This window comes from Bradyrhizobium sp. USDA 4461, assembly GCF_054055655.1.
On record NZ_JBSRXM010000001.1, the window covers coordinates 7,991,670 to 8,008,514 of the forward strand.

The window sequence follows — 16,845 nt, forward strand, 5'->3', positions numbered from 1 at the left end:
CTCTTATTTCGCGCCGGGAAGCTTGGTGCCGGTGACCTGGGCATACATCCGCGCCACCGAGGCGTCGTCGTCGCGGCCCATGCCGGCCGCCGCGGTCATCAGGAACATCTGCAACGCGGCAGCCGAGACCGGCACCGGGAAGCGCGCGTTGCGCGCCATGTCCTGGATGATGCCGAGGTCTTTGACGAAAATCTCGACCGCGCTGCGCGGCGCATAGTCGCCGTCGAGGACATGCGGCATGCGGTTCTCGAACATCCAGGAATTGCCGGCGGAGGCCGTGATCACCTCATAGACCTTCCTGATGTCGAGGCCCTGCTTGGCGGCAAACGCGATCGCCTCCGAGGCGGCCGCGATGTGCACGCCGGCCAGCAGTTGATTGATCATCTTGAACGCGGCGCCCTGCCCTGCGGCATCGCCGAGCTCGTAGAGTTTCGCCGCCATCGCATCCAGCGCCGGCCGCGCCTTTGCAAAGGCCGCCGCGCTGCCGGACGCCAAAATTGTCAGCTCCCCCTGCGCCGCGCGCTGCGCGCCGCCGGAGATCGGGGCGTCGAGATAGTGCCGGCCGGTCGCCTCGAGCTGCTTTGCGAGGCGTCGCGCGATGTCGGGGTCCATCGTCGCCGACGAAATAAAGACCGCGTCCTTGGCCAGGGTCTCGGCGGCGCCGTCCTTGCCGAACAGGATGGCTTCGGTCTGCGCCGCATTGACCACGACGCTGACGATGATGTCGGCATCCCGGGCCGCCTCGGCCGGCGTTTTCGCGCCCTTGCCGCCGTCAGCCACGAAGCGCGCGACGGCATCGGCCGAAACGTCGCAACCGGTCACCGCAAAGCCGGCGCGCTTGAGCGAGGTCGCCATGCCATATCCCATCGAGCCCAGCCCGATGACGGCGACGTGTTGTGTTGCGGAACTGGACATAAGGCGATCCTCGAATTTTTACTTGATTGCGCATGGAACGGCTTCCCATCTTTCCGGTTCATGCGCATTTGCTGCCTGCCTATCACGGCTTGGCCGCGCTGCCAAAGCATGAGACAAAGCGGAAAACGGATAGCGCCAACGCAAATAAGGCGGGCGACACAAGGTAGGCGACAGCGGATGAGCGAAACAAGGCTTCGTGAGGACATCTGCCGTTTCGGCCGCTCGCTGTTCGAGCGCGGGCTGACGCCGGGCTCCTCGGGCAATATCAGCGTCCGGCTCGACGACGGCGGCTGGCTGGTGACGCCGACTAACGCCTCGCTCGGCTTCCTCGATCCGGCGAAAATGTCGCGGCTCGACGGCAATGGCCGGCTCCTCTCCGGCGATGCCCCAACCAAGGAAGTGCCGCTGCACACCGCGCTCTACCAGACGCGCACGAGCGCAGGCGCCGTGGTGCACCTGCATTCGACCCATTCGGTCGCGCTGTCGATGCTGCCCGAGATCGACCCGCGCGCCGCGCTGCCGCCGATGACGGCCTATTACGTCATGAAGTGCGGCCAGACCGCGCTGGTGCCGTATTATCGCCCCGGCGACCCCGCCGTTGCCGACGCGATCAAAGGGCTGGCCGGGAAATATTCATCGGTGCTGCTCGCCAATCACGGCCCGGTGGTCTCCGGCGACACGCTGGAAGCTGCCGTGTTCGCGGCCGAGGAACTGGAGGAAACCGCAAAACTCTATCTGCTGCTGCGCGGGCTGAACCCGCGCTATCTCTCGCCCGAACAGGTGGCAGATTTGACCAGGACGTTCGGGCTCGTGCTGCCGGATCACCCTCACTAGATCAAGCGGAGGATGGATATGCGGAGGACAGTCATGATGAGGTTCACGGGCTTCGCGTTCAAAGGTTTGGCACTCGCCGCTCTGTTCGCCGGCCACCTTGCGGGATCGACGGCACGGGCCGAGCAGAGCTTGCAGGACCTGCTGGCGATCCAGCTACGCGCGCAGGGCTATGCCTGCGACAAGCCGCTCAAGGCCGAGCGGGACGACAAGCTCTCCAAGCCCGACAACGAGGCCTGGACGCTGACCTGCAACAACGCGACCTACCGCGTCAGCCGCGTGCCGGATCTTGCGGCGAAGGTCGAGAAGGTCGAAGACGGCAAGGAACAGAGCAAGTAGGCGGCGTAGGCTGGATTTGGTAGCCCATATCGCCACACATACCGACGTCATCCTGAGGTGCGAGCTCGGCGGCGCCCTTGCGCCGCTGGGCGAGCCTCGAAGGATGGGCCACATGATCGCCCGCGGCCATCCTTCGAGGCTCGCTCCGCTCGCACCTCAGGATGACGGCTGTATCCGCGGAGACAACGGTTATCGCTACAGCCCCAGATACGCCTTCCGCACATCCGGATTGCCGCTGATCTCGGCTGATGTGCCCTGCATCAGCACGCGGCCGGTCTGCAGGATGTAGGCGCGGTCGGCGATCTCCAGGCACTCGGCCATCCGCTGCTCGACGATCAGCACCGTCATGCCGGCGTCGCGGATACGTTTCACAGCCTGGAAGATCTCGTCGACCAGCTTCGGCATGATGCCCTGCGACGGCTCGTCGAGCATCAGGAGGCGCGGCCGCGTCATCAGCGCGCGGCCGATCGCGAGCATCTGCTGCTCGCCGCCCGACAAGGTCTCGGCGCGCTGCTCGAGCCGCTCGCCAAGCCGCGGGAACAGCTTGAACACCAGATCGAGCGGCGCATCGCGGTCGGACTGGCTGCGATAGAGGTAGCTGCCGAGCCGCAGATTGTCGCGCACCGACAGCCGCGGAAACAGCCGGCGGTTTTCCGGCACGAAGGCGATGCCGCCGGCCGTGATGACGTGCTGCGGCTGGCCGTCGATCCGCTTGCCGTCGAAGGTGACGGTCCCTGCGCGCGGGCGCTCGGCGCCGGCGATCGATTTCAACAGCGTCGACTTGCCCGCGCCGTTGGCGCCGGCGACGCAGACGATCTCGCCCTTGGTGACGTCGATCGACACCGAGGAGATCGCGACCAGGCCCTGATAGGCGGTGGTGACTTCACGCACCGACAGCATGACGATCCCCGAGATAGGCAGAAATGACTTCCGGATTGCGGACGACCTCGGTCGGCTTGCCCTCCACCAGCACCTTGCCGAGGTTGAGCACGATGGCGCGGTCGACCAGCGGCATCACGATTTCCATCACATGCTCGACCATCAGCACCGTCACGCCGGTGGCGCGCACCTTGCGCACCAGCTCGACGCCGGTCTGCGCCTCGACCGGCGTCAGGCCGGTGAGCACTTCGTCGAGCAGCAGCAACTTGGGTTCGGTCGCCAGCGCGCGCGCGACCTCGAGCCGGCGCTTCTCAGACGGCACCAGGTCCGCGGCGAGCTTGTCGGCGCGCGCGGCCAGGCCGCAGAACTCCAGCACCTCGTAGGCCTTCTGCCGCGCGATGCGCATCTTGGTGTTGCGGATAAGTGCGCCGACGATGACGTTGTCGATTACGGTCATGGTCTCAAAACTCTTGACCACCTGGAAGGTGCGTCCGACACCGCGCTGGCAGCGCTCGGCCGCCGGCAGCCGGGTGACGTCCTCGCCGTCGAACAGGATCGAGCCCTGGGTCGGCGGCAGCACGCCCGCGATCAGGTTGAACAGCGTCGATTTGCCGGCGCCGTTCGGGCCGATCAGGCCGACGATCTCGCCGCGCCCGACCGAGATGGAGACATCGCTGTTGGCGACCAGACCGCCGAAGCGCTGCCAGACGCCCCGGGTTTCCAGGAGCGGGGTTTCAGGGAGCGCCGTCATCGTGCAGCTCCCTTGCGCCCAGAGAGCATGCCGAACACGCTGACGAGGCCTTTCGGCAGCGCCAGCGAGATCGCAACGATCAGCGCGCCATAGACGATCAGATCGACGCCGCGCCCCGAACCGCCGACATAGGAGCGGGTCAGCTCGGTCAGCGGGATCAGGATGACGGCGCCAAGCGCCGGACCCCACAGCGTACCGATGCCGCCGAGCACCGCGGGCAGTGCCATCAGCAGCGAGAACTGGAAGCCCATCACGCTTTCAGGATCGATGTAGGACACGAACTGGGCGTAGAAACTGCCGCCGATCGCGACCAGGAAGGCGGAGACCGCCGCGGCGCCCATCTTGGAATTGAACACCACCACGCCGAGGCTTTCGGCAGCGTCGGGATTGTCCTTCACCGCGCGCCACCAATAGCCCCATTTGGAATCTTCCAGCCACCAGGTGACGAGCCAGGCGATGCAGGCGAGCGTCAGCGCGAAATAGAGGTAGGGCAATTTCGAACGCGCGAACTGGAATTTGAGCCAGCTGTCGCCGCGCATCGGGATATCGATGCCGAGCGCAGCACCGGCCCAGTCCCAGTTCTGGAACAGCAGCAGCGCGATCTCGGCGATCACGATGGTCGCGATCACGAAATAATGGCCGCGCAGACGGAAGCAGAGATAGCCGAGCGCCATCGCGATCAGGGCGGAGATCGCCCCGCCCGCCAGCATGCCGAACCACGGCAGCACGCCGAACTTGGTAAACAGGAGCGCGGTGGTGTAGGCGCCGAGCCCGAAATACAGCGCATGGCCGAGCGAGATCTGTCCGCAATAACCGGACAAGATGTTCCAGCTCTGCGACAGCGCCGCATACATCAGGGTCAGCACCATGATGTTCTGGACGTAGACGTCCTTGACGAACAGCGGCGCCAGCGCGGCGATCACCGCAAGGCAAAGCGCCACGATCAGGTCACGCCTGCGGCGCTGGGCGAAGTGGGTGTCCATCACATCGATCCGAACAGGCCACGCGGGCGGATGAAGACGACCAGGAGATAGACGGCGTAGATGCCGACCGACTTCAGCGACGGCGGCAGGATCAGCGCGGTGGTCGCTTCCACCAGGCCGACGAGGATGCCGCCGGCAAAGGCGCCGAACACGCTGCCGAAGCCGCCGAGCGCCACGGTGACGTAGGCGATCAGGGCAAACGACGCGCCGACATCGGGATAGACGTAGAAGAAGATCGCCATGATGGCGCCGGCCAGGCCGACCAGCGCCGCGCCCAGGCCCCAGCCGAGCGCGAACACCCGGTTCTTGTCGATGCCGACGAGAGCGACCGCGCCGGCGTCCTCGCGCGTCGCCTCCAGCGCACGGCCGAAATCGGTGCGATTGATGAAGAAGTAGAGCGCGACGAACGCCACGATCGCGACCAGGGCGCCGATCAGCTGCGGCTCCGGCAAATAGATGCCGGCGATCGAGACCGTCTTGCCGCCGACCCAGGAGTTGGTGACGCTGCGATAGTCGGGCGTGAAGAAGAACTGCGCGAGCCCCCGCATCACGATCGCAAGGCCGAAGGTCGAGAAGATCTGCACCATGCCGGCATTGGCCTTGGCGCGCATCGCGAAGCGGACGATCAACAGATAGACCACCGCGCCGAACACGAACAACGCCGCGGCGACCAACGGCGCCGACAGCAAGGGATCGATCGCGAAGAACGCGAACAGGAAGAAGGTCGCGTACATCGCGATCATCAGGAACTCGCCGTGCGCGAAATTCACGACGTCCATCAATCCGAAGATCAATGCGAGGCCTGCGGCGATCAGTCCGTAGAGCAGCCCCATCAAAAGGCCGCTCGCCAGACTCTGGATGATGGTGTCGGCTGTCACAGCGTGTTGCCCCCGCCCCCGCGCGCGACCGTCACTTCATCGGCCAGACGGCTTCGGCGACCGCGGCTTGCGCCGGGAACACGGTGACGAACTTGCCGCCGACATATTGCAGCAGCACCGGATCGGCGTCGTTGTTCTGGCCCATCTCGTCGAACTTGACGCGCTTCCACGGCATGATGGTCTGTTCGGCCGGAATGTCGGTCGCGGTGAGCGCTTCCCGGATCTTTTCGCCGTCGGTCGACTTGGCGCGGTTGATCGCATCCGCGATCACGATCAGCGCCATGAACTCGCGCGAGGTGTTGTCGTTGAGGTCCTTGCCCGACTTTTCCTTGAACATGGCGTTGATCTTGCCGACCATCGGCCGCTTGGCCGCGAGATCGAGCGAGAAGCTGCCGCGGGTGATCACGCCGTCGAGCTTGTCGCCGACCGCGTCATACAGCGCCTTCTCGGAGAAGCCGGCGGCCTGCGCGACGATGGCGCTCGGCTTGTAGCCGAGCTCGGCCATGGTCTTGATCAGCAGGATGCCGTCGGTGGTGTAGCTCGAGGGCATCAGGACGTCGGCATTGGCAGCCTTGAGCTGCTGGACCTCGGCCGACAGCGACGGCGAATTGGCGCGGTACTTGATGTCGGCGACGATCTTGTAGCCGCGCTCCTTGGCCAGCTTGGTCTGCGCGTTCGCCGAGTCCGTTCCGAAGATGGTGTCTTCGTGGAACAGCGCCAGCGTTTCGATCTTGGTGCCCTTCTTCTTCATGGCATCGAAGAAGTCGAACATGGCCTTCGAGAACATTTCGTCGTGGGGCGCCGCGCGAAAGAAGAATTTCAGGCCGCGGGTATGCAGGCTCGGCGACGAGTTGTCGGCCGAAACGAACGGGATCTGGTAGCGCTCGCAGGTCTGGCTCACCGTGACCGCGACCGCGCTCTGATAGGTGCCGACGATCGCGCAGACCTTCTCCTGGGTGATCAGGCGTTCGGCCTCCGCACGGCCCTTCTGCGGGTCGCCCTGGTGGTCGGCATAGACGAGACGGATCTTTGCACCGCCGAGCCCCGGCAATCCCTCATCCTTGGCGAGCGGCAGATCGAAATCGTACTTCTTGTTGATGATCTCGAGCACGGTCTCGTAGGCCTTCTGCGCATCAACGCCCATCTGGGCGCTGGCGCCCGAAAACGGGTAGAGCACGCCAATCACCACTTCGGAGGTTTGCGCGCGGGCCATCATCGGCACGAGCGCTGCGGCGGAGGCGCCAAGCAATACGTTACGGCGAGAGATCGTCATCGAAATTTCCTCTTGGTCAGCCTGTTATCGATGTGATGCTTGTAGCGCGCAGTAAAGCCTCAATGAATTGCACGAATTGCCTATTCAAAGCACAGCGAGCTGCTTGTTCCTGAGATCGGTTACCAGCATCAGGCCCGGCGAATGCGTGATCGCAAACGGCAGCTTCGCACTTGCGATCACCGATTGCGGCGTCACGCCACAGGCCCAGAACACCGGGATCTCGTCATCGGCCACCGGCACCGCGTCACCGTAATCGGGCTTTGCGATGTCCTTGATGCCGATCGCATGCGGATGGCCGAGATGCACCGGCGCGCCGTGCACCGAGGGAAAGCGCGAGGTGATCTGCACCGCGCGGATAGCATCCGCCGGCTTGAACGGGCGCATCGACACCACCATCGGTCCCGCGAACGGCCCCGACGGCTGGCAGGCGATGTTGGTGCGGTACATCGGCACACGCAGATTGCGTTCGATGTGACGGATCGGCAGCCCCTCATCGAGCAGCGCCTCCTCGAACGAATAGGAGCAGCCGAGCACGAAGGTGACGAGATCGTCGCGCCAGTACTTTGTGATGTCGGTCGGCTCGTCGGCCACCTCGCCGTCGCGCCAGACCCGGTAGCGCGGCACATCGGTGCGGATATCGAGATCGAGGCCGAGCGCGGGGATCCTGACATCGCCGACATCGGACATGCCGATGATCGGACACGGCTTCGGATTGAGCTGGCAGAAGCGGTGAAAGGCGCCGGCGAGCTTTTCCGGCAGGATCGCGAGATTGCCCTGGACGAAGCCGTTGGCGAGACCGGCTGTGGTGACCGAGGCCGTGCCGTCACGGCAGGCGCGGCGCGCTTCGACGCTCGGAAGCACCGCTTCGCCCTGAGATCGCTGCACTGCCGCAAAAACAGTCATCGGAGCCTCCTGCTCATAATCTCGACAAGGACAAACCAACACCAAGCGTGATATAATGTCTAATCGTCCTTTCTAATCAAAATCGATAATACAAATTTATCGATCCGGAAAATGCTTCCAATGACGGACTTCCGCTCGATCGAAACCTTCCTCTGGGTCGTCAAGCTCGGCAGCTTTCGCGGCGCCGCCCAGCGGCTCAACACCACCCAGCCGGCGATCTCCCAGCGCATTGCCCAGCTCGAGCGCGAGATGGGTGTCAAACTGCTCAACCGGGATCATCGGGTGGCCTCGCCGACGCCGAGTGGGCGGCTGATGATGGTCTATGCCGAGAAGCTGATCGGCTTGCGCTCGGAGATGATGGCCGAGGTCGGCGACCGCTCGGCGATGCGCGGCGCGCTGCGGCTCGGTGTCGCGGAGACCATCGTGCACACCTGGCTGCCGCGACTGGTGAAGAGCGTCAACGAGATCTACCCGAACCTGTCGCTGGAGATCGAGGTCGACATCACGCCCAATCTGACGCAGCGGCTGCTGGCGCAGGAGATCGAGCTCGCCTTCGTGCTCGGACCGATCTCGGCGTCCGGCGCCCACAACCACGTGCTGTGCGATTACCCGATCGGCTTCCTGGCGAGCCCGGCGCTCGGCCTCTGCGACGGCCCGGTCGCGCGGCAGGATCTGGCGCGGTTTCCGATCATCACCTTTCCGCGCAAGACCCAGCCCTACGAGACCGTGCGCGCCCTGTTCAACGCGCCCGATCTGCCGCCGATCCGGCTGCACGCCTCGACCTCGCTCGCGACCGTGATCCACATGGCCAATGAAGGCCTTGGCATTGCGGTGATCCCGTCGGCGATCGTCGAGAACGAACTGGCCGACGGCCGGCTGCAATTGCTCGACACCGACCTCAAGCTGCCGCCGCTCACCTTCACCGCGAGCTGGCTCGCCTCTCCCGATGCGGTCGCCATCGAGCGTGTTGCCCATCTCGCCAGGCAGATCGCGCAGGCGAGCGTGGCGGTTGACGACACGAGAACGGCACGTCATTGAACGAAGGCCGGAGATGAACTGTCATATGGTCCGAAGGACCAGACCTCAGGTGCGCAACCGCGCACGGGGGAATCTCGAGATTCCGGGTTCGATGCTGACGCATCGCCCCGGAATGACGACAAAGAATGGACTGACGACATGAGCCGAGCCGCCACCAACCTGCAGATCGATTCCGCCCGCCTCTGGGGCGCCATCCACGAAACCGCGCAGTTCGGCGCAACCCAGAAGGGCGGCGTGCGGCGGCTGACCTTGAGCGCCGAGGACAAGCAGGTGCGCGACTGGTTCCGCAAGGCGTGCGAGGACGCCGGGCTCGAGGTGCAGATCGACGCGCTCGGATCGATGTTCGGGTTGCGGAAGGGACGGGACATGTCGAAGCCGCCGATCGGCGTCGGCTCGCATCTCGACACCCAGCCGACCGGCGGCAAATATGACGGCATCCTCGGCACGCTCGCCGCGCTCGAACTGGTGCGCACGCTCAACGATGCCGGGATCGAGACCGAGCTGCCGATCTGCATCTGCAACTGGACCAATGAGGAAGGCTCGCGCTTTGCGCCGGCGATGATGGCCTCTGCCGCCTATGTCGGCGATTTCACCACCGACGACATCCTGTCGCGCAAGGACGCCGAGGGCGTCACCGTGGCGCAGGCGCTGGACTCGATCGGTTATCGCGGCGATGCCCCGGTCGGCCGCCAGAAGTTCTCAGGCTTCGTCGAGCTGCACATCGAGCAGGGCCCGATCCTGGAGGCCGAGGGCAAGACCATCGGCGTGGTCGATTCCGGCCAGGGCGTGCTGTGGTACGACGGCAAGATCACGGGCTTCGAGAGCCACGCCGGCTCGACCCCGATGCCGCTGCGCCGCGACGCGCTGGCGACGCTGTCGGAAATCGTGCTGGCGATGGAGAGCATCGCCAAAAAGCACGGCCCGAAGGCGGTCGGCACCATCGGCGAAGCTGTCATCGCAAGTCCCTCGCGCAACGTCATCCCCGGCGAGATCGCCTTCACGGTGGATTGCCGCAGCGCCGATGCCGCGATCATGGATGCACTGGATCGCGACCTGCGCGCCGCGGTCGCCGAGATCGCAGCAAAGCGCAAGGTCGAGGTCCAGCTCGACCTAGTCTGGCGCAAGGCGCCGACGCATTTCGACCCGAAGCTGGTCGACGCGGTGGAGAACGCCGCAAAGCAGCTCGGCTATTCGCATCGCCGCATCACCTCCGGCGCCGGCCATGACGCCTGCAACCTCAACACCGTGATGCCGGCCGCGATGGTGTTCGTGCCCTGCAAGGACGGCATCAGCCACAACGAGCTGGAGGACGCCACCCAGCCCGATTGCGCCGCCGGCGCCAACGTCCTGTTGCATACGGTACTGGCGCTCGCCGGCGTCGCGTCCTGATCATCTGTCCTTGCTTCGATGGAGGCTTTCGTGCGCGCAGTGTTTGTCGACGCCAATGAATCGCTCGCTGTCATCACCGAACGCCTGGAAAAACCGGGCGATCCCAGGATGCGGATCAACCGCAACCCGGACATCAAGTCCGAGGATTATCCGGCGGTGCTCGACGGCGCCGAGATCGCTGTCGTCGACCACACCGCGCTGCCGACCGACATCGCAAAGAGATGCACCGGCCTGAAGCACGTCGTGTTCCTCGGCACCGGCGCGCGCAGCTACATGAACCCGGAGGAGCTCGCCGAGATCGGCATCTCCGTGCATCTGATCAAGGGCTACGGCGACACCGCGGTCGCGGAATCCGCGATCGCGCTGATGTGGTCGTCGGCGCGGGTGATCGCGCAGATGGACCGCGAGATGCGCGCCGGCAACTGGCTGCGCGAGGACGGCATGCAGCTCACCGGCAAGACGCTCGGCCTGGTCGGCTTCGGCGGCATCGCCGCCGAAGTCGCCCGCATCGCGCTCGGCAGCGGCATGAAGGTGATCGCCTGGAACCGGTCGCCCAAGAGCCATCCGGGCGTCGAATTCACCGAGCTCGACACCGTGCTGGCGACGAGCGACGTGGTCTCGATCCATCTGCTCTTGAACGACGAGACCCGCGGCATGATCACGCGCAACAGGATCGCCAAGATGAAGAAGGGCGTGGTGCTGATCAACACCGCGCGCGGCGCCATCGTCGACGAGCAGGCGATGATCGATGCGCTGAAGTCCGGCCACATCCGCCACGCCGGCCTCGACGTCTACAACATCGAGCCGCTGCCGAAGGATCACCCGCTGACCAAGATCCCGAACGTGACGCTGTCGGCGCATTCGGCCTTCCGCACGCCCGAAGCGAGCGAGAATTTGATCCACGCGGCCTGGGAGCATTGCCGACGGATCGTGAAGCAATAATTTCACCGTCCCGGCCAAGCGAAGCGCGAGCCGGGACCCAACCACAGCCCTGCGTTACCGCGAAGGCTGTGGCCACAGCGTGTCTCAACAACCGAACCCTGTGGTTATGGGTCCCTGCTTTCGCAGGGACGACGACGCGGCTTGCCTAATCCACCATCTCCGCGACCGCCTTGCCGCAGGCCGTGGTGTCGGCATTGCCGCCGAGGTCGCGGGTGCGCAGCGTGCGTTCGCCGAGCGTGCGCTCGATCGCGCCGACGATCGCGGCAGCCGCCTGCTTCTCGCCGAGATGCTCCAGCATCATCGCACCCGACCAGATCATGCCGATCGGATTGGCGATGCCCTGGCCGGCAATGTCAGGCGCCGAGCCGTGGACCGGCTCGAACACCGAGGGGAAATCGCCTTCCGGATTGATGTTGCCCGACGGCGCGATGCCGATCGTGCCGGTGCAGGCCGGGCCGAGGTCGGAGAGGATATCCCCGAACAGATTGGAGCCGACCACGACGTCGAACCAGTCCGGATGCAGCACGAAGTTCGCGGTGAGGATATCGATGTGGTACTTGTCCCACTTCACGCCCGGATACTTCCTGGCCATCGCCTCCACGCGCTCGTCCCAATAGGGCATGGTGATCGAGATGCCGTTCGACTTGGTCGCCGACGTCAGATGCTTCTTCGGCCGCGACTGCGCGAGATCGAATGCGAATTTCAGGATGCGGTCGACGCCGGTGCGGGTCATCACGGTCTGCTGGGTGACGAACTCGCGATCGGTGTCCGGGAACATGCGGCCGCCGACCGAGGAATATTCACCCTCGGTGTTCTCACGCACCACCCAGAAATCGATATCGCCGGGCTTGCGGTTCGCCAGCGGCGACGGCACGCCGGGCATCAGCCGCACCGGGCGCAGATTGACGTATTGATCGAACTCGCGGCGAAACTTGATCAGCGAGCCCCACAGCGAGACGTGGTCCGGGATCTTGGCCGGCCAGCCGACTGCGCCGAAATAGATCGCGTCGTGCTTGCCGATCTTGTCCTTCCAGTCGGCCGGCATCATCTCGCCATGCTTCTCGTAATAGTCGTAGGAGGCGAAGTCGAAATGATCGAACTTGACGTCGACGCCGTGCTTCCTGGCCGCCGCCTCGATGACGCGCAGGCCTTCCGGCATCACTTCCTTGCCGATGCCGTCGCCGGGAATGACCGCAATTCGATATTGCTTCTTGCTCATCGAGAACACCCTTGTGATTTGCCCGGCCGGCATTGCCGCCTATTCTGATCGCCCTGCAATGGACCAAACTGCGCGCGAGCGCAACGCTGCACTGCAGTGTTGACCGGCGCGCGACCCTGCCCCACCAATTTCGCCGACATCTCACTCCTCAACCCAAAGCGAGACATCCCATGGATCTGCATCTGCGCGGCAAGCGTGTCCTGATCACCGGCGCCTCCAAGGGCATTGGCGCGGCCGCCGCCGAAGCCTTTGCCGAGGAAGGCGCCAATCTGCTGCTCGCCGCCCGCAACGGCGAGCAGCTCAAGGCGCTGGCCGACCGGCTGCGCTCCGCGCACCAGATCGATGCGGCGATCAGCGTGGTCGATCTGCGCAAGTCGGACGACCTGACGCGGTTGGCAAAAGAGGCGGTCGACATCGACATCCTGGTCAACAATGCCGGCGATATCCCGGGCGGCTCGATCGACAAGATCGACGAGGCGACCTGGCGCCATGCCTGGGAGCTCAAGGTGTTCGGCTACATCAATTTGACGCGCGCGGTCTATGCCCAGATGAAGGCGCGCGGCGGCGGCGTTGTTGTCAACGACATCGGCGCGGCCGGCGAGAAGTTCGACGCCAACTACATCTGCGGCAGCGCCGGCAACGCGGCGCTGATGTCGTTCACCCGCGCGCTCGGCGGCAAAAGCCTCGCCGACAACATCCGCGTCGTCGGCATCAATCCCGGTCCGGTCGGAACCGACCGCCACGTCACCTTGCTCAAGACCCGCGCCAAGAACCAGTTCGGCGACGAGAACCGCTACACCGAATTCCAGAAGGGCCTACCGCTCGGCCGCCCCGCGCATGCGCGCGAGATCGGCGACCTGATGGCGTTCCTCGCCTCCGACCGCGCCGGCTATACCTCGGGCGTGATCTACACGGTGGATGGCGGGCTGACGTCGGGGTGGGGATAAGCGCTCGCTTTCTCCTCCGTCATCCTTGAGGAGCCGCGAAGCGGCGTCTCGAAGGATCGACGGCCACTGGCCGGGCCGATTCATCCTTCGAGGCTCGCTCCGCTCGCACCTCAGGATGACGGGGAGAGAGCGAGCCGTTCGCAATGCCTGCGATTTCCACTTCCGGCCAAAATGTTCTACAGCAGCAACAACAGAAGACTTGCAACAACGGAGACAAGCAAGTGGCTGATCAGGGCTTGGTGAAGGAAACGGCGTGTGCCGTCGTCGAGAAACTGAAAGTCGGCGACGTCACGCCGCTCGACCTGCTCGACGTGCTGGAACAGCGCATCGCCGAGGTCGACGGCAAGGTCAACGCGCTGCCGACGCTCTGCTTCGACCGCGCCCGCAGCCACGCCAAGGCGCTGATGCAGAAGCCGGCCGGCGAGCGCGGCCTGCTCGCGGGGCTTCCCGTTCCGATCAAGGATCTCACCGCGGTGTCCGGCGTGCTGACCACCCTGGGCTCGCCAATCTTCAAGGACAACGTGCCGGCGAAGTCGGACATCCTGGTCGAACGCCTCGAACAGAACGGCGGCGTGATCTACGCCAAGTCGAACACGCCGGAATTCGGCGCCGGCGCCAACACCTTCAACGAGGTGTTCGGCCCGACCCGCAATCCCTGGGACACGTCGCGCTCGGCCGCCGGCTCCTCCGGCGGCGCCGCGGCGGCACTGGCCAGCGGCACCGCGTGGCTCGCGCACGGCTCCGACATGGGCGGCAGCCTGCGCAACCCGGCGAGCTTCTGCGGCATCGTCGGCCTGCGGCCCTCGATCGGCCGCGTCGCACATACGCCGAAATTCGGCGTCGACCGTACCCTCGGCGTGCAGGGGCCGATGGCGCGCAATGTCGAGGACCTTGCGCTGCTGCTGGATGCGATGAGCGGCGAGCACGCCGCCGATCCGCTGTCGCTGCCGGCGCTGCCGACGTCGTTCCTGTCGGCGACGCGGTCCGGCAGCAAGCCGAAGCGCATCGCCTATTCGCCCGATCTCGGCATCACGCCGGTCGATCCCGAGGTCAAGGCGGTGACCCGCAAGGCGGCGGAGCGCTTTGCGGAAGCCGGCGCGATCGTCGAGGAGGCGCATCCCGACCTGCGCGAGGCCCATGAGTGCTTCCACGTGCTGCGCGCGTTCGACTTCGCGATCAGCAAGGCCGAATTGCTGCGCACCAAGCGCGATTTGCTGAAGCCCGAGGTGATCTGGAACATCGAGGAGGGGCTCAAGCTGACGGTCGAGAAGCTCGAGCGTGCCGAAGCGCAGCGCGTCGCGATGACGCAGCGTGCGCTCGAATTCTTCGAGACCTATGATCTCTTGCTGGCGCCTGCGACCATCGTGCCGCCATTCCCGGTCGAGAACCGCTACGTCGCCGAGTGTGACGGCAGGAAATTCGACAATTACGTCGAGTGGCTCGGCATCGTCTACGCGATCACGCTGGCCTGCTGCCCGGCATTGTCGCTGCCCTGCGGCTTCACCGCGTCGGGTCTGCCGATCGGTCTGCAGATGGTGGCCAAGCCGCGCGCCGAGGCGCAACTGCTGGCCGGCGCGAAAGTGCTGGAGGACATTCTGGGCGTGCGCGGCACCACCCCGATCGATCCGCGGCCGCCGCGCTAATTACCTTCCGCCGCCTGCAGCGCGATCGTAAGTGCGGCCTTGGTTTGCTCGACGATCTCGTCGAGCAGCTCCTCGCGGCTGATCTGCGCGGCTTCGCCGGTGAGCAGGCCCTGCTCGGCGAGCATCACGATGCCATGCAGCCCAGCCCAGATCTTCAGTGCCTGCCGCTCGCGCAACAGCCCGACGGCTGGCGCCTCGAACGACTCGATCAACAGCGCCAGCGTTTCCATCGCCGCGACGTGCAGCTCGCTGCCCTTAGGCGCGCAGGCCATGGTGCGCGACGCGAACATCAGCCGGTAAATGCCATGGCGCTCCAGCCCGAAGGCGAGCGCGGCCTGCGCGAAACGCGACAGTTTCGAGCCCTTGCCCGGCAGCGCGATCGCCTCGCGCATGATCACGTTGAACTGCCGGAACGCCTCCGCGGTGACCGCCTCGAGCAACGCCTCGCGGTCGGCGAAATGCCGGTACGGCGCCGGCTGCGAGACGCCGAGCTGCTTGGCCAGCGCCTTAATGCTGATCGCTTCCGGCCCGCCAAGCTCGACCTCGCGCAACGCGGCCTGGATCAGCGCTTCGCGCAGGTCGCCATGGTGGTAGGTTTTGAACGGCTTACGAACGATTTGTCCCATTACAGCAACGATGATCGACCCATCAGACCGTAGCTGAGAACAGGATGTCAGAGAAGTCAAACACTTACCTTGTCCCTTCCAGACCTGTTCGCGAAACCGGCGAGCGACTGGCCGGTTCCTGCAAGCCGCTAAAGCGCGATCAGATTGGGTTGAATCGTCATCGCGCTTTAGCTCCTTGTTTGAGCATGATCTTTCCGGAAAACCGGTTCGCACTTTTCCGGATCATGCTTTAGCGCGCAGCCTCGAACCCGCCGAGCACCGCCGTCAGATTGGCGCCGAGGATATCGGAGAGATAGCCGCCCTCCTGCACCAGCACCGTCGGCAGCCCGAAGCGGGCCAGCCCCTCGCCGATCCGGCGGAAGCCGTCGGTGGTGACGGCGAGGCCCGCGAGCGGATCCTTCTCGGAGGCATCGAGGCCGAGCGCGACCACGAGCGCGGTCGGCGCGAAGGCACGGATCGCCCGCTCCGCCGCCGCCAGCGCCTTCATGTAATCGTCGTCGCCGGTGCCCCTGGCGAGGGGAATGTTGAGATTGGCGCCGAGACCGGGTCCGGCGCCGCGCTCATGCGCATAGCCCCAGACGAACGGATAGAAGAACGACGGATCGGCGTGGATCGAGACGGTGAAGACATCCGGCCGTTCGTAGAAAATGCCCTGCGTGCCGTTGCCGTGATGCACGTCGACGTCGAGGATCGCGACGCGCTCGTGCTTCTGGCGCAGATGCTCGGCCGCGATCGCGCTGTTGTTGAGGAAGCAGAAGCCGCCGGCCATGTCGCGATAGGCGTGGTGGCCGGGCGGACGGCACAGCGCATAAACCGCATCCTCGCCGTCCAGCACCATCTGCGCGGCGGTGACCGCGACGTCGCTCGAGGCGCAGGCGCCGGCCCAGGTGCCCGCGCCGATCGGCGCTGCGGTATCCGCCGTGTGCCAGCCGAGCTTGCCCACGATATGGGTCGGATAGGTGGCGGCGTTGCGCACCGGGTGGATGTTCGCGATCATCTCCGGCCCGGCATCGCCGAGCGCGGTCCACGCATCCCAGGCCTCGGCGAGGAAGCTCAGATATTCCGGGCTGTGCACGCGGGCGCGTGGGCCCTGCCCGAACTTGGTCGGCTCGATCAGCGTGTGCTTGCCGGCCTTCAGGCCCGCCAGCAAGCGATCGGCGCGCTCGGGCTGCTCGGTGGTGCGCTGGACTACGCCGCGGACCAGGAAGAACTGCGGATCATGGCTGCGGTGCAGATCACTGTAGACGGCCTTCACGGGATACTCCTGTTGGATGAATCGGAAAGATCGC

The 16,845-nt window shown here is 65.3% G+C and carries 17 protein-coding genes; 7 read left to right on the forward strand and 10 right to left on the reverse strand.

The window, feature by feature from the left end; all coding sequences use genetic code 11:
• Positions 1-3 precede the first annotated feature (3 nt).
• Positions 4-915 carry an L-threonate dehydrogenase gene (gene ltnD, locus ACVINW_RS37430; protein WP_456755930.1) on the reverse strand — a complete coding sequence of 304 codons (912 nt, stop codon included), beginning with the start codon at positions 913-915 and terminating at the stop codon, positions 4-6.
• Between the two features lie 177 nt (positions 916-1,092).
• Here ltnD and otnC point away from each other — a divergent pair, with 177 nt between their 5' ends.
• Together otnC and ACVINW_RS37440 are read left to right on the forward strand one after the other, a co-directional pair.
• Positions 1,093-1,749, forward strand: coding sequence for a 3-oxo-tetronate 4-phosphate decarboxylase (otnC, locus tag ACVINW_RS37435; RefSeq protein WP_456755931.1), 657 nt, complete (start codon positions 1,093-1,095; stop codon positions 1,747-1,749).
• 33 nt (positions 1,750-1,782) lie between these two features.
• Positions 1,783-2,085 carry a hypothetical protein gene (locus ACVINW_RS37440; RefSeq protein WP_456755932.1) on the forward strand — a complete coding sequence of 101 codons (303 nt, stop codon included), beginning with the start codon at positions 1,783-1,785 and terminating at the stop codon, positions 2,083-2,085.
• A gap of 195 nt (positions 2,086-2,280) precedes the next feature.
• Here the strand turns inward: ACVINW_RS37440 and ACVINW_RS37445 are convergent, their stop codons facing one another.
• From ACVINW_RS37445 to ACVINW_RS37470, 6 genes are all read right to left on the reverse strand, one after another.
• Positions 2,281-2,985 carry an ABC transporter ATP-binding protein gene (locus ACVINW_RS37445; protein WP_456755933.1) on the reverse strand — a complete coding sequence of 235 codons (705 nt, stop codon included), beginning with the start codon at positions 2,983-2,985 and terminating at the stop codon, positions 2,281-2,283.
• The gene (locus ACVINW_RS37450; RefSeq protein ID WP_456755934.1) at positions 2,969-3,715 is read right to left on the reverse strand and encodes an ABC transporter ATP-binding protein; all 747 of its coding nucleotides are present in this window, start codon (positions 3,713-3,715) and stop codon (positions 2,969-2,971) included. Before ACVINW_RS37450 ends, ACVINW_RS37445 begins: the two co-directional genes overlap by 17 nt.
• Complete coding sequence (locus ACVINW_RS37455; RefSeq protein ID WP_456755935.1) at positions 3,712-4,698, reverse strand: branched-chain amino acid ABC transporter permease; 987 nt, start codon at positions 4,696-4,698, stop codon at positions 3,712-3,714. Before ACVINW_RS37455 ends, ACVINW_RS37450 begins: the two co-directional genes overlap by 4 nt.
• On the reverse strand, positions 4,698-5,576 hold the full coding sequence (locus ACVINW_RS37460; protein ID WP_456755936.1) for a branched-chain amino acid ABC transporter permease: 879 nt from the start codon (positions 5,574-5,576) through the stop codon (positions 4,698-4,700). The genes ACVINW_RS37455 and ACVINW_RS37460 overlap by 1 nt, the downstream gene beginning before the upstream one ends.
• Positions 5,577-5,607: 31 nt before the next feature.
• Entirely contained in the window at positions 5,608-6,849 is a 1,242-nt protein-coding gene (locus ACVINW_RS37465) for an ABC transporter substrate-binding protein (RefSeq protein ID WP_456755937.1), read from the reverse strand.
• Between the two features lie 84 nt (positions 6,850-6,933).
• Entirely contained in the window at positions 6,934-7,752 is an 819-nt protein-coding gene (locus tag ACVINW_RS37470) for a putative hydro-lyase (RefSeq protein WP_456755938.1), read from the reverse strand.
• 120 nt (positions 7,753-7,872) lie between these two features.
• On the opposite strand from ACVINW_RS37470, the gene ACVINW_RS37475 reads away from it, so the two are divergent.
• The 3 genes from ACVINW_RS37475 to ACVINW_RS37485 all read left to right on the forward strand — a co-directional run bounded on the left by ACVINW_RS37475 (position 7,873) and on the right by ACVINW_RS37485 (position 11,121).
• The gene (locus ACVINW_RS37475; protein WP_456755939.1) at positions 7,873-8,790 is read left to right on the forward strand and encodes a LysR family transcriptional regulator; all 918 of its coding nucleotides are present in this window, start codon (positions 7,873-7,875) and stop codon (positions 8,788-8,790) included.
• 138 nt (positions 8,791-8,928) lie between these two features.
• Positions 8,929-10,179 carry an allantoate amidohydrolase gene (locus tag ACVINW_RS37480; protein ID WP_456755940.1) on the forward strand — a complete coding sequence of 417 codons (1,251 nt, stop codon included), beginning with the start codon at positions 8,929-8,931 and terminating at the stop codon, positions 10,177-10,179.
• A gap of 30 nt (positions 10,180-10,209) precedes the next feature.
• The gene (locus ACVINW_RS37485) at positions 10,210-11,121 is read left to right on the forward strand and encodes an NAD(P)-dependent oxidoreductase (protein WP_456755941.1); all 912 of its coding nucleotides are present in this window, start codon (positions 10,210-10,212) and stop codon (positions 11,119-11,121) included.
• A 145-nt stretch (positions 11,122-11,266) separates the two neighbouring features.
• On the opposite strand, the gene ACVINW_RS37490 is transcribed toward ACVINW_RS37485, so the two are convergent.
• Positions 11,267-12,340: a tartrate dehydrogenase gene (locus ACVINW_RS37490; RefSeq protein WP_456755942.1), complete on the reverse strand. Its 1,074-nt coding sequence runs from the start codon at positions 12,338-12,340 to the stop codon at positions 11,267-11,269.
• 170 nt (positions 12,341-12,510) lie between these two features.
• Here ACVINW_RS37490 and ACVINW_RS37495 point away from each other — a divergent pair, with 170 nt between their 5' ends.
• Both ACVINW_RS37495 and ACVINW_RS37500 read left to right on the forward strand, forming a co-directional pair.
• On the forward strand, positions 12,511-13,287 hold the full coding sequence (locus ACVINW_RS37495; protein ID WP_456755943.1) for an SDR family oxidoreductase: 777 nt from the start codon (positions 12,511-12,513) through the stop codon (positions 13,285-13,287).
• Positions 13,288-13,508: 221 nt separating this feature from the next.
• The gene (locus tag ACVINW_RS37500) at positions 13,509-14,930 is read left to right on the forward strand and encodes an amidase (protein WP_456755944.1); all 1,422 of its coding nucleotides are present in this window, start codon (positions 13,509-13,511) and stop codon (positions 14,928-14,930) included.
• On the opposite strand, the gene ACVINW_RS37505 is transcribed toward ACVINW_RS37500, so the two are convergent.
• Entirely contained in the window at positions 14,927-15,556 is a 630-nt protein-coding gene (locus ACVINW_RS37505; RefSeq protein ID WP_456755945.1) for a TetR/AcrR family transcriptional regulator, read from the reverse strand. The genes ACVINW_RS37500 and ACVINW_RS37505 overlap by 4 nt on opposite strands.
• Positions 15,557-15,785: 229 nt before the next feature.
• Complete coding sequence (locus ACVINW_RS37510; RefSeq protein WP_456755946.1) at positions 15,786-16,811, reverse strand: histone deacetylase family protein; 1,026 nt, start codon at positions 16,809-16,811, stop codon at positions 15,786-15,788.
• Positions 16,812-16,845 lie beyond the last annotated feature (34 nt).